The organism is Flavobacterium kochi (assembly GCF_048286715.1).
Classification (GTDB): Bacteria; Bacteroidota; Bacteroidia; order Flavobacteriales; family Flavobacteriaceae; genus Flavobacterium.
On record NZ_JBLVPW010000049.1, the window covers coordinates 1 to 12,593 of the forward strand.

Genomic DNA, 12,593 nt, shown 5'->3' on the forward strand with positions numbered 1-12,593 from the left:
TTTCAACCAGAATTCCGGCAGGGATAGTATTCACCATTGAGGTGCTAGGTTTTACCGCTGCAATAGTAAAGTTAGCTATTTGGTTCTACTTTTTGTATGTATTTGAATTCCGGTTTATTGATCTTATCGCTCAATATGTTCCAAATCCTTCTCTCCAATTTGTTGTCTCCACATGGCATAGTAGAGTCCTTTTAGTTTTAATAGTTTTTCATGGGAACCATTTTCAACGATTTTGCCTTTTTCTAATACAAAAATATTGCTAGCATGCATAATGGTACTGAGACGATGAGCAATTACTATGGTCATGTGAGTTGTATCTATTGACACTTCACGAATTGTATCTGAAATTTCTTCTTCCGTTAGGGAGTCGAGTGAAGAAGTTGCTTCATCAAAAACAAGCAGATTTGGACTTCTTAATAATGCTCTAGCGATGCTTAAACGTTGTTTCTCACCTCCTGATACTTTTACACCCCCTTCACCAATCACAGTATCCAAACCATTTTCAGCACGGTCTAAAAGTGCGTGACAAGCCGCTTTTCTCAAGACATCTATGCATTGCTCATCGGTGGCAACTGGATTGACAAACAATAAATTTTCTCGAATTGTTCCCGAAAACAACTGGGTATCCTGGGTTACAAAACCGATACGTTCCCGAAGTTGGTCGAAATCAATTTCATCAAAATTATGTCCGTTGTACATGATTTTTCCTTCTTTAGGACGATACAGTCCCACCAATAATTTTACTAAGGTGGATTTACCAGAACCTGAAGGACCAACAAATGCAATGGTTTGACCGCGGTGCGCTTTAAAAGTGATGTTGCTTAGGGCATCTTTATTGGCAGACTGATGTTTAAATCTTACATTTTGAAATTCAAGGGTTTCGATTTTAATAACTGGATACGGATTTTCAGGTTTTACCTCCATAGGAATATTGAATATAGCATCAAAATTTTGGAGTGATACTTCCACTTCTCTATAGGTACTGACTACATTTCCAATTTCCTGTAACGGACCAAACAAGAAAAAAGAGTAAATGTTGAGGGAATAAAACTGCCCCAATGTAATTTTGTTTTGGTAAATCAGATAAATCAGTACTAATATCATTAATGTACGTAATAAATTTACACAGGTACCCTGAATAAAGGACATGGTGCGGACGTAACGGACCTTTTTAAGCTCGAGTTTCAGTATTTTATCAGTAGTAGCGTTTAGATGTGCAATTTCCTGTTTGGCGAGACCAAGTGATTTTACCAACTCAATATTTCGCAGAGATTCAGTAGTTGATCCTGCCAAGCCTGTTGATTGTTTTACAATCTGAATTTGTATTGTTTTGATTTTTCGGCTCAATACAGAACTTATCCAAGCTATTATTGGCCCGGTTGCCAAGAATAAAGGCAAAATGGCCCAATGTACTGACCAAGCATATATTGAAATAAAAATTAAGGCAATTAGGGATTGAAAAAGGATATTTATACCGGAAGTTATGATTTTTTCCACATCTGTCCTTACTTTTTGAAGAATGCCTAAAGTCTCACCTGATCGTTGGTCTTCAAAAGATTCGTAGGGCAACTCCAGCGAATGACTGATACCATCGGCGTAAATTTGCGCCCCGATGCGCTGGGTTATGCTGCTGATATAATAATCTTGAAAATTTTTAGCTACCCGACTAATGAAAGCAACGCCAACTGTTGCCGCAGAAAGAGGCAAAATTGCATAAAAAAACTCTTTAACAGTATGGTTGTCTTGTCTGTATATAGTGGCGATATCGTCAATAATTTTACGAAGTATAAATGGGTCAAGAAGTGAAAATATCTGATTAATGGAGGCCAATGCTAGGGTTAATAGCACAGTAGATCGGTATTGTTTGAGATAACGCAGTAATATTTTCATATTATTAAGTATGTTTTTTATAATTTAGTTGGGATGCGTACTGATTATACCAGGTCATTTGAAAGATGAAATATATATTATTGTAGCATGAGAAATTAATAGTAAAAATATTGTTCTTTGAAGGAGCTAAATTTAAGCATTAATTTCTCTTGCGGAATTAAAAGTTGCTCAATGGATGGTATTTTTTTATATTCGTACGATAGCACGCTATACTGCTATTCTTTACCCGCACAAAGACGGATTATTTAAAATAACTTACTGTTCTGCGGTAAGGGAAGCTTTAAATGCTTCTCTGTTTGCGGCCATTAAATCACGTTGTTCATACACCCCACGCTGAATTGTGGCATGTTTAACCGAAGCTCAAGTGTCGTTATTATAATTTGCTGAAAGATATAAAAAAAACCATACTTAGTGAAAGAAGCCAAAAGCGATATTGGGATTAAGCAATACAATATAAGCCCGAAAATACCTATCTTTATTTCTCAGGAATAATGCAAGAATTTCGTGGATTTGCTAAGGTGAGTTTGAATCAAAATGGGATTTAACGACCGCACCTTAGGTTACGATAAAAATTTTGGCTGACTGATATATATCATATTTTAGGAAGCGTCGACAGATTAATTTTACATCATTAACAAAAAGTTGTTTTATGGCTAGTTTATCCCAATCACACAGAATATTATTTTTAAACACACTCGCTTTTGCGGTTTGTTTTGCCTGTTGGACTTTAAATGGAGTTTTAGTTACTTTTTTAGTAGACCAAGAAATTTTTGACTGGAATGTAGTTCAAATAGGATGGCTTTTAGGTATTCCGGTACTTACAGGTTCGCTTATGCGATTGCCAATGGGAATTTTAACCGACAAATATGGAGGTCGGGTGGTATATTCCGCTTTGCTTATTTTGGCTTCAATCCCTTTGTTTTTACTTCCATTTGCAGCTAATTTCTGGATGTTTGCTTTATTGAGCTTCATGTTTGGAATGGTAGGAACTAGTTTTGCTGTTGGTGTGGCTTATACTTCACTTTGGTATCCAAAAGAATGGCAAGGCCGTGCTTTGGGTATTTTCGGAATGGGTACTGCAGGTGCTTCTATTACTCCATTTGTAGCACCAAGTTTGTTGAAGTATTTTTCAGAATCAGATCCAGTGAATGGCTGGAAATACTTGCCAGTAATTTATGGCTCAGTGTTGTTATTTATGGGAATTATTTTTATTCTTTTTTCGAAAACAAAAAAAATAGAAGCAAAATCAAAATCGGTTAGAGAACTCTTACAACCACTTAAAGAAGTACGTGTATGGCGTTTTGGAACGTATTATTTTTTATTATTTGGTTCTTTTGTATCGTTTTCCCAATGGTTGTTGCCTAATTTCATGAATGTGTATCACACTTCTTTAATTTTGGGAGGATTGTTTACCACATGTTTTAGCTTGCCGGCGGGTATTATTCGTGCCTTTGGTGGATTTTTATCGGATAAATTTGGAGCTCGAAAAGTTATGTATTGGGTTTTAAGTTCTTCAGTAGTATTGAGTTTCTTGTTATTGTTTCCAAAAATGGATATCACTACTTCTGGCAGTGGTTTAATGGCGGGTAATGCAGGAACGGTTACAGAAGTTTCACCTTCTAAAATTGTGGTAGGTGAAAGAGAATATCGGGTTATTCCAAAAGATGTTAATGCAAAGCACAGTCAATTTTTTCCTTCTAAAAAAACTTGGCAGGAAGTAGTTGTTTCCGAAAATCAAAAAGTACAGAAAAAAGAATTGATCGCAGACGGAATTACTCAAATTCATTTTGAGGCTAATATGTGGGTGTATCTCATTTTGGTAATATTAATTGGTGCATGTTGGGGAATTGGTTCAGCAGCAGTTTACAAACACATTCCTGAATATTTTCCAAATCAAGTTGGAGTAATTGGAGGCATGGTAGGAATGATTGGAGGTTTAGGAGGATTTATAGGCCCTATCGTTTTTGGATACTTGCTTGCTTTTACTGGTTTTTGGACAAGTTCATGGCTCTTTATATTTGTATTATCAATTGTTTGTTTGATTTGGATGCACAAAACCATAATAAAAATATTCAGAAAGGAAACACCTGGATTTACAAGAGATATCGAGCACATCAAACATTAAGATGATAGGCAGTATGCGGGTTCTTTTAGACAATATACTAGTACTGCGAACGCAGCTGCAAATAAATTCTTCATTGGCTTGATTCTTTTCACTATATTAGCTACAACGACAATTGGTGATTTTATAACCGTAAAGGATATGAAAAACCAAGTTAGTTTATTATTTCATATTCGTTTCACAAGGGGAAATTCTCTTATACACCTACAAAGTCTTTGGATCTTGTAGGTTTCTTAAAGAAACGTCTTAAATGCACACTTATTAATTTTAGAAAATGAAAAATAGAACTTTTAATACCAAGGCCTTACTGATAGCTACTGGAATATCCATATTCTCTATTGTGCTGGTATTTTTTGGTTCCAGAAATTTACAGAATTTTGATGCCGCTTTAATCACTTATTTATTTGGAACGATATTCGCTTTTTTTGGCATTGTATACCGTTACTTTGTTTGGTTGCAAAGACCACCCACTTGGATTTATTTTAAAAGAGGGATAACGTATTTGGTTACGGGGAAAGTGTTTTCACATTTTTGGTTTGCTTCCAAAGAAACCATCGAAAATATTGCCTTTCAAAAATTTATTTATCCAAGGGGGAAATACCGATGGATGGCGCATTTTATGATTGCTGTTGGTTGTACTTCGGCTTTTTTAATCACAATTCCTTTGACATTCGGGTGGATTCATTTCACGATGGCTCCAAATTCAATTTCAGTATATGAAGCCCATTTTTTCGGATTCAAAGTAATGGATTTCAAACTGGATTCCATTATGGCTTTTCTAACTTTTCATGCGTTAAACTGGTCTTCCTACTTGGTTATTCTGGGTTCTTTGTATTATCTGAGAAGACGACTGACCAATCCGGGATTAATTGCTACGCAAACATTTGAAGGGGATTTATTACCGCTTATTTTGTTGATTGCCATATCCGTTACAGGATTAGGACTAACGTATTCGTATCAGTTCATGAAAGGGTTTGCTTTTGATTTCTTGGCGGTAATTCATGCGGTGACTGTTATCATGTTTTTGATTTGGATTCCTTTCGGGAAATTCTTTCATATTATTCAACGTCCTGCCCAGATTGGTGCCCACATTTATAAAAAGGAAGGAATGAAACAGGGAATGGCAGTTTGCAAACATACAGGAGAAGAGTATGCTACAAATATGCACATCAATGACCTTAAAAAAGTAACCAAAGAACTTGGTTTTGATTTTAGTATGGAAGATGGCGGTTCGCATTTGGACTTGAGTCCTGAAGGAAAGAGATCCCGTTTGGCTCAAGCCCATTTGAAAGCAAGACAAGCAGGCGGAAATTTGTTTGGATAGTTTTTAGTGATCAGTATTCAGTCGCAGTTTACAGTTGGAATATAAAACATAAAAAAACCAAGAATAGAAAATATAAAAAATGGCAAAATTACCTGTTTCAGCAGAGAATATAATAGAAGTGTTCGGGCCACATCTTAATTATAGCCCAAAAGAAGGGTATGATGGGAGAGACGAGCCAGATGAGTTGGTAAAAACCCATTGTTGTTTTTGCGGAATGCAATGCGGAATTCAATTGTTAGTTAAAAGCAATAAAGTGGTTGGTTTTGAACCCTGGATGGAATTTCCGTTTAATGAAGGACGACTTTGTCCAAAAGGAGTGCAACGTTATTTACAAAACAACCATCCAGATCGACTTTTAGGACCAATAAAAAGAGTAGAAGGACAAGGATTTGTGCCAACATCATGGGATGAAGCGATGACTAAGACGGTCTCTGAAATTCAACGCATTCAGGAAAAATATGGAAAAGATGCTTTTTCGATACTTTCAGGCGTTTCATTAACCAACGAAAAAAGTTACCTCATGGGTAAATTTGCCCGTGTGGCTGTAAAAACAAAAAACCTGGATTATAATGGACGTTTGTGTATGGTGAGTGCCGGAGCGGGGAACAAAAAAGCGTTTGGATTAGACCGGGCTTCTAATAATTATTCGGATTTAGAATATGCCGAGGTGATTATTGTGGCTGGAGCCAATATCAGTGAAACCTTTCCGACATTGACGTATTGGGTTTGGAAAGCGAGAGATCGCGGAGCCAAATTAATTGTAATCGATCCAAGAATGATACCGCTTGCCAGAACAGCCGATGTGCATCTGGACGTGAAACCCGGTACCGATTCTGCGCTTTACGGAGCCATGCTGAAATACCTTGTGGACTACGACATGCTGGATCATGATTTTATAGACAATTACACTTCAGGTTATCAGGAAACATTAGATGCTGTGAAAGACTACACCCTGGAATGGGCGGAAGAAATCACGGGAATAAAGAAAGAAAAAATAAAAGAAGCCGCTGAGTTATGGGGTAAAGCCAAAACGAGTTTCTTACTTCATGCTCGTGGAATTGAACACCATTCTAAAGGAGTAGATAATGTTTTGGGTTGTATTAATTTGGTTTTGGCAACAGGACGAATTGGTAAACCGTATTGCGGATATGGAACGATTACCGGTCAGGGAAATGGTCAGGGAGGAAGAGAGCACGGTCACAAATGCGACCAGTTACCCGGGAACCGAGATATCGAAAACCCGGAACATCGTAAATACATTGCCGGTGTTTGGGGAATTGATGAAAAGGATATGCCTGGAAAAGGACTTTCAGCATATGAAATTATTGAGGCAATTCATCGAGGTGAAATCAAAGGACTATTGTCTATTTGTTTTAACCCTTTAGTGTCACTACCGAATAGCAACTACGTTAGAGAAGCCCTAGAAAAACTGGAGTTTTACGTTTGTATCGACTTTTTTCTAAACGAAACAGCACGCCATGCTGACATTGTTCTGGCGGGTTCTTTGCAAGAAGAGGAAGAAGGAACAACCACATCAGCAGAAGGTAGAGTAATTCGAATTCGTCAGGCAGTAACCCCTCCGGGAGATGCCAGAACAGATACTTCCATTATCTTGGAATTGGCGAAACGTTTGGGTGAAGAAGATAAATTTACATATGATAGCAGCGAAGCGATTTTTAATGAATTGCGTGTCGCTTCAAAAGGAGGAACGGCCGATTATAACGGAATTACCTATAAAAGAATAGAAGACAACATGGGAATCTTTTGGCCTTGTCCAACAGAAGACCATCCGGGAACCCCTCGTTTATGGGAAGATAAAAAGTTCAAAACGCCTGACGGCAAAGCCCATTTTAATCCAGCACCCTACAAACTTCCAGGAGAAGTAACCGATGCAGATTATCCTGTGATTTTAACGACGGGTCGTGTCGTTTCCCAATATTTAAGCGGAACCCAAACGCGTAGAATTGGTAAATTGGTGGATCAGTTTCCGGAACCATTATTAGAGATTCATCCTAATCTGGCTAAACAATATGGCATTCAACAAAGAGAATTAATTAAGGTTTCTACCCGAAGAGGGGAAGGAATTTTCCCTGCTAATGTAGTAGAAACGATTAGAGAAGATACTGTTTTTATTCCCTACCATTGGTCTGGTAAAAAATCAGCAAATCAACTGACACCCGGCACATTAGACCCGATATCTAAAATACCGGAATTTAAAGTGTGTGCCTGCCATTTGGAACCACTGAAAGAAATCGCTCCGCCATCCAAAGAATCTAAAGCTTATGCCAGTGTTTAATCTATAAAAAGCTAAAATATGAACTATACCAGTTTTAATACAAACGAAGAGTTTTTTGTAGATATGCAACGTTGCATTGGCTGTAAAGCTTGTGAGTTGGCTTGCGCCGAATGCGAAACAAACGGTCAGGACTCTATGATTCATGTTAATTATGTCGATCGTGCTTCAACGGTTCAAACAACGGTTCAGGTGTGTATGCACTGTGATGATCCCGTTTGTGCCAGTGTGTGTCCTGCCGATGCGATATCAAAAGACGAATTCGGAATCGTGCATACCGCCAATACCGAAAGATGTATTGGTTGTTCGAACTGTGTGATTGCTTGTCCTTTTGGTGTGCCAAAGAAAATTGAAGAGTATGATTTGATGATGAAGTGCACCATGTGTTATGACAGAACGAGCATTGGCAAAAAACCAATGTGTGCAACTGTTTGTCCAAGTGGCGCTCTGTTTTACGGTACAAAAGCAGAAATCGAAGAAATGCGCCCAAACAGTTCCCCTGTGAATACCTTTGTTTTCGGAAAAGAGATTGTAAATACCAAAGTGAATATCATGATGCCTAAAGGCAGTACTGAGTTGATTATTTATTAAAAATAGGCCCATGTCAAAAGAAGATAATTTAAATGAAAACTGGAAAAAAGACTTTCCAATTTTAAAACAAGAAGCCACACAAGTCAGTCGTCGTGATTTTGCGAAGTTCCTAACGCTAGTTTCTGGAGGATTAATGGTTGGTAGTGGTTTGGTTGCTGCTAAAGCTTATTTATTACCTAAGGAAGAAGTGGCTGGCGAGCATTTTGTTTGCAAGCAAGACGAAGTTCCGGTAGGAGGAACACGAGGTTTTGTTATTGAAGGAAGTACAGTTCCATATATTTTGATTCATCTTGAAAATGGTGAATACAAGGCTTATGAGCAAAAATGTACGCATCTTTCTTGTTCCGTTTTTTACAAACCGGGAACTGGTATTATCCATTGCCCATGTCACGAAGGTTCGTTTGATGCTATGACTGGTGATGTACTAGGTGGACCACCGCCAAGAGCTTTGCCTAAACTAGATGTTTTTTTCAAAGACAATGCTATTTATGTAAAAGCATCCGAAGAAAAAGTAATGAGTTAAGAATCAAAAATAATCAAATTCAATTGTTATGAGTAATTTTAGAACGAGCCAAAACAAAGCCAATCCCAACAAGCTAAACAATATCCTATCGACGCTGATATTCATTTTAATCTTAAATGTGACCATTCAGATCTGGTTGTTGTATGCCTCATTGAATAATGCTTTAGATAATAATAGAGAAATTCTCATCCCCGCATTTATTGCGTCCTTGATTTTGTTTTTGATAGGTTTCAGCTGGCTTTATTATTTACCTAAAGGGAATTATAGAAAGTAGTAGTGATATAGTAGACGATGTGGTTCTGTCGCATCTGAAAACACCTCTTTAAGGCTTTTAAATCATCAGGTCCATAAATATCAAAGGTCACTGTTATCCAAAAGCTATTATTCTCCAGGCAGTATATTTCAAACGTAGATTTACGTTAAGCTATCGGGATGTTGCCGAAATAATGAAAATGAGGGGAGTTCAGGTTGACCATGTGACAATTCAGCGTTGGGTGTACAAGTTTAGTCCTTTTATCGAGGCGCAAATGAAAAAACGAAAACTAAGAGTTGGGAAAAGTTGGAGAATGGATGAAAAATATAAAGGTTAAGGGTTAATGGTGTTATTTGTACAGAGCAGTTGATAAATCAGGTAATACAGTTGATTTCCTATTAACCAAGAGAAGGCAAAGGATGAGTGCCCAATCTTTTTTAATTAAGGCAATTGGTAATAATGGTAAACCAGGAATAATAAATATGGACAAAAGTGGATCAAACATAGTCTCTATCAGAGTTTATAATCAGCGGTCGTTTTCTAAAATAGTGATCCGGCAATGTAAATACTTGAACAACATTGTCGAACAAAATCATCGTTTTATCAAGTGGAGAATTCTAAATGGATTAGGATTTGCAGCTTTTGAATCAGATGAAAGAACGTTAACTGGAATTGAAGTTGTACATCTGTTAAGAAAGAAACAGATGATTAATCCTGGTATAACTATGTTTAAATCATTCTGTTCATTGGTAGCATGACCCCCCGAAAACACTAATAAGTAGATTTATGCTCGACAGATGCGACAGAACCTACTCAAAGGCTCTGTCGCATGATTAAATTGTAGTTGCATTTATTCTAACAGATGTAATAAAATAAATAGTCCAATTTGTTTTATCTTGACGGTTATTCCTTTGAAAGGATAAAGATCAGCCTAAAATTATTCTTTGAAAAATTTATGCATAGTGGTTTAACAATTGTGTTCTATGATTGTACAGAGTTGTAAAGAATGAGGGACTCTTTTTTTAAGGTACATCTTTGAGAACACACAAGCCAATAGCCTGCTAGGGGAACTCAGGGGGGTAAGTTCCGTACTGGAAATAAAATTTTATATTTTTGGGGTATTACTACATTATAAATTCTTGATACTTGTACTAGCTAGAATTTTGATAAATTATATCCACACAACTCATTACTAACAAATCAGGCAATAAACGCCTACGAAACTTGTAAAAACAAGTTCTTTCTGGAGCTTAAAATACATATTTTTGGAGATACTGTCAACTTATAACTTCCTGCTTATAGAAGAAACAAAATTTCTTAGTAAACGGCTCAAAGCAAGGGGATTTTTAGCCTCAATTTACCACTTTGCTTTCATATTTAAACGCTCACTACCAACATAAATTGAAAAATTTATGCCAATAAATCTATACCAAAACGCTCTTTAATAAATTTATACTTAGATATAATATTATCAAGAAAAAACCATTACTTTCTTTAGGGAATCGATTATTAAAATCTTCAGAAGGATCAAATTGATTCAAAAAAGAATTATAATGCTTTTTGATTAATGTTTTGGTTTCTTCATCTGGAATCCATTCAATTGTAAAACTTTTTTCTTCATAAAAATGTCTTATATATATAAGTCGAAATAGTTAAAAAATCATTTGTATCTAAATTTAATTGTAAAGTTTTTTTAATATCATCCTTAAACTGTTTCAACATTTCAACTTCTCCATGTTTTTTTTCATAGTCTTTTATATCACCAAAAGTATAACTGGGAATATGTAGCTCTTCTCGAAAATTGATCGTCAGCATAATGATATTCTTCTCTTCCTAATAAAAAATCGATAGTTCTGTCTTGTTGTATGGCACGCTCATATCGGTTTGTTTCTCTCATTTTAATTATTTTTATGGATAAATACCTCCAGCGAAAGTGTGCCACTGATTCCGGTGCAAACTGTGCCATTCTTATATGATGTAGCGAAAAAGGTTAATTAACTCTATTTTTAAATAGTAGAAACAACATCATTTAAACTTAAGGCGATAAACTTACATTCAAATTCTTGTAAATGGCTATACGTTTTGATGATAGAATTAGCTTTTTCCTTTAGTTTTTCTAATTTTATTTTATCTGGGTTGCGTTTTACTTCTGCAAAAATAATATTTTTTTCAATCTCGTTGACTGCTATATAATCTATTTCAATAGTGCCTTTTCTATCCCAATAGTTGCCCACTTGTGTATAATTACCTGATTCTATGGCTTGTGTTCTGAAATATTTTTCTAGCATCATACCGCTAAAGGTTGCGTAATCTCGATCTACAAGGGTTTTCAATTGGCTAAAAGCACCTATTTCTACGATATGGCCGTATTTGTAAATAAAACGAAACCAAAAAATCAAAAAATTATCCTGCATGATGTATTTGATGTTTTTGCTTTCGCTTAGGCTAAACATCGCTTTCGATTTTTTAAGCAAATGATAATCTCTTTCCATTTTGGTTATATAGCCGCCAATTTCTTTTTGTAGCATTTGTTCTATTTCATTTCGGCTGGTATGTCCTTGTGCAATAGCCGACAAAATACTAAAATAGATGCCGTATTCTTTGCCAAATTCTTCTATCAAAATGTTTTTTCCTTCATTGATAAAAATAGAATCTTCCGCCAAAATGTATTCTAGCATTTGGTTTTTGGTAAAAGCCCCATTATCCATCAGCAGTTGCACGTACTTGGCTACACCACCGGTAAACGAATACAAAGCCAACAAATCATCAGCTTGAAAATTAGGATGATATTCTTTTATAATTTGTTTTAAAACTTTGGTTTCAAATGGTTTTACTTTAATATAATGCTGCGCTCTACCAAAAAGAGGTTCTTTGTTATTTTCAAAAATTTTGTGCATTAGCGACACCACCGAGCCAGAAACCAATAAATTGATTTTGCTTTTGTATTGGTACAAATCCCAAAGACGTTGCATATCACTATAAACCGAAGAATTTACTAAGAAAAACTCTTGAAATTCGTCAATAATCAAAGTTATAGGTTGTTGTATGGATTGCTGTAAGATATATTCAAACAAGGTAGCAAATTGGGTTACTTCTCCCAGTATTGGCAAACCTAACTTTTCCACTATCTCATTCTGATAATCTTTACACAGTAGAACTTCTGATTTTCGACTAACAAAAAAATACAAAAAAGGTTCATTTTCATAAGCTTTGAGCAACAATTGTGTTTTTCCGATACGTCGTCTGCCGGTGACCACTGTAAACTGTCCCGCGTTTATCGATTGCTGTTTTATAGCTAAAAGCTTTGCTATTTCTTTTTCTCTGTTATAAAATTTCATTGTCTTACATTATATGTTTCCGAATTGGTAGTTTCCGAAACGGTTGTTTCGGATGTAAATATACAAATTGTTTTGATACTACAAGCGAATCAATACAAAGACGAAATGCTTAATTTTTTAAACCGCATATTAATCTTCTTTTTACCCAGTAGTCGCAACTGAATAAAATAAAAGCCCCAAAGTGTTGATAAATCAAGCTTTAGGGCAGTTATAGTCTCACCAAAAAGGTGTAAATTGTATTTGCGAAAATTCAAAATGC

11 protein-coding genes are annotated in these 12,593 nt (G+C 36.0%); 8 read left to right on the top strand and 3 right to left on the bottom strand.

All coding sequences use genetic code 11. The features are described from left to right. Positions 1 to 123: 123 nt before the first annotated feature. Positions 124 to 1,890: an ABC transporter ATP-binding protein gene (locus tag ACNQGH_RS21370; RefSeq protein ID WP_417958047.1), complete on the bottom strand. Its 1,767-nt coding sequence runs from the start codon at positions 1,888 to 1,890 to the stop codon at positions 124 to 126. 649 nt (positions 1,891 to 2,539) lie between these two features. Between ACNQGH_RS21370 and ACNQGH_RS21375 the strand changes: the two genes are divergently transcribed. The 8 genes from ACNQGH_RS21375 (at position 2,540) to ACNQGH_RS21410 (ending at position 9,754) form a co-directional block, all read left to right on the top strand. Next, entirely contained in the window at positions 2,540 to 4,015 is a 1,476-nt protein-coding gene (locus tag ACNQGH_RS21375) for an MFS transporter (protein WP_417958048.1), read from the top strand. A gap of 271 nt (positions 4,016 to 4,286) precedes the next feature. Beyond that, the gene (locus ACNQGH_RS21380; RefSeq protein ID WP_417958049.1) at positions 4,287 to 5,336 is read left to right on the top strand and encodes an MFS transporter; all 1,050 of its coding nucleotides are present in this window, start codon (positions 4,287 to 4,289) and stop codon (positions 5,334 to 5,336) included. A gap of 79 nt (positions 5,337 to 5,415) precedes the next feature. Beyond that, a complete protein-coding gene (locus tag ACNQGH_RS21385) occupies positions 5,416 to 7,632 on the top strand; it encodes a molybdopterin oxidoreductase family protein (RefSeq protein ID WP_417958050.1) in 2,217 nt (738 codons plus the stop codon). A gap of 18 nt (positions 7,633 to 7,650) precedes the next feature. Further along, positions 7,651 to 8,220: a 4Fe-4S dicluster domain-containing protein gene (locus ACNQGH_RS21390; protein WP_417958051.1), complete on the top strand. Its 570-nt coding sequence runs from the start codon at positions 7,651 to 7,653 to the stop codon at positions 8,218 to 8,220. A gap of 10 nt (positions 8,221 to 8,230) precedes the next feature. Beyond that, on the top strand, positions 8,231 to 8,743 hold the full coding sequence (locus tag ACNQGH_RS21395) for a Rieske (2Fe-2S) protein (protein ID WP_417958052.1): 513 nt from the start codon (positions 8,231 to 8,233) through the stop codon (positions 8,741 to 8,743). A gap of 28 nt (positions 8,744 to 8,771) precedes the next feature. Then, the gene (locus ACNQGH_RS21400) at positions 8,772 to 9,017 is read left to right on the top strand and encodes a DUF6755 family protein (protein ID WP_165153316.1); all 246 of its coding nucleotides are present in this window, start codon (positions 8,772 to 8,774) and stop codon (positions 9,015 to 9,017) included. A gap of 178 nt (positions 9,018 to 9,195) precedes the next feature. Further along, positions 9,196 to 9,333 (top strand): hypothetical protein, encoded by a 138-nt coding sequence (locus ACNQGH_RS21405; protein ID WP_417958053.1) that lies wholly within the window; start codon positions 9,196 to 9,198, stop codon positions 9,331 to 9,333. Between the two features lie 16 nt (positions 9,334 to 9,349). Beyond that, positions 9,350 to 9,754, top strand: coding sequence for a DDE-type integrase/transposase/recombinase (locus ACNQGH_RS21410; RefSeq protein ID WP_417958054.1), 405 nt, complete (start codon positions 9,350 to 9,352; stop codon positions 9,752 to 9,754). A 1,001-nt stretch (positions 9,755 to 10,755) separates the two neighbouring features. Here ACNQGH_RS21410 and ACNQGH_RS21415 read toward each other — a convergent pair. Together ACNQGH_RS21415 and ACNQGH_RS21420 are read right to left on the bottom strand one after the other, a co-directional pair. Beyond that, on the bottom strand, positions 10,756 to 10,893 hold the full coding sequence (locus ACNQGH_RS21415; RefSeq protein WP_417958055.1) for a hypothetical protein: 138 nt from the start codon (positions 10,891 to 10,893) through the stop codon (positions 10,756 to 10,758). A gap of 109 nt (positions 10,894 to 11,002) precedes the next feature. Further along, positions 11,003 to 12,334 (bottom strand): ATP-binding protein, encoded by a 1,332-nt coding sequence (locus ACNQGH_RS21420; RefSeq protein ID WP_417958056.1) that lies wholly within the window; start codon positions 12,332 to 12,334, stop codon positions 11,003 to 11,005. Positions 12,335 to 12,593: the final 259 nt, after the last annotated feature.

What these genes read in the sequence shown, in the direction of transcription:
- ACNQGH_RS21370 (WP_417958047.1), bottom strand. Translation starts at nt 1,890, where the DNA reads ATGAAAATATTACTGCGTTATCTCAAACAATACCGATCTACTGTGCTA.
- ACNQGH_RS21375 (WP_417958048.1), top strand. Translation starts at nt 2,540, where the DNA reads ATGGCTAGTTTATCCCAATCACACAGAATATTATTTTTAAACACACTC.
- ACNQGH_RS21380 (WP_417958049.1), top strand. Translation starts at nt 4,287, where the DNA reads ATGAAAAATAGAACTTTTAATACCAAGGCCTTACTGATAGCTACTGGA.
- ACNQGH_RS21385 (WP_417958050.1), top strand. Translation starts at nt 5,416, where the DNA reads ATGGCAAAATTACCTGTTTCAGCAGAGAATATAATAGAAGTGTTCGGG.
- ACNQGH_RS21390 (WP_417958051.1), top strand. Translation starts at nt 7,651, where the DNA reads ATGAACTATACCAGTTTTAATACAAACGAAGAGTTTTTTGTAGATATG.
- ACNQGH_RS21395 (WP_417958052.1), top strand. Translation starts at nt 8,231, where the DNA reads ATGTCAAAAGAAGATAATTTAAATGAAAACTGGAAAAAAGACTTTCCA.
- ACNQGH_RS21400 (WP_165153316.1), top strand. Translation starts at nt 8,772, where the DNA reads ATGAGTAATTTTAGAACGAGCCAAAACAAAGCCAATCCCAACAAGCTA.
- ACNQGH_RS21405 (WP_417958053.1), top strand. Translation starts at nt 9,196, where the DNA reads ATGAGGGGAGTTCAGGTTGACCATGTGACAATTCAGCGTTGGGTGTAC.
- ACNQGH_RS21415 (WP_417958055.1), bottom strand. Translation starts at nt 10,893, where the DNA reads ATGAGAGAAACAAACCGATATGAGCGTGCCATACAACAAGACAGAACT.
- ACNQGH_RS21420 (WP_417958056.1), bottom strand. Translation starts at nt 12,334, where the DNA reads ATGAAATTTTATAACAGAGAAAAAGAAATAGCAAAGCTTTTAGCTATA.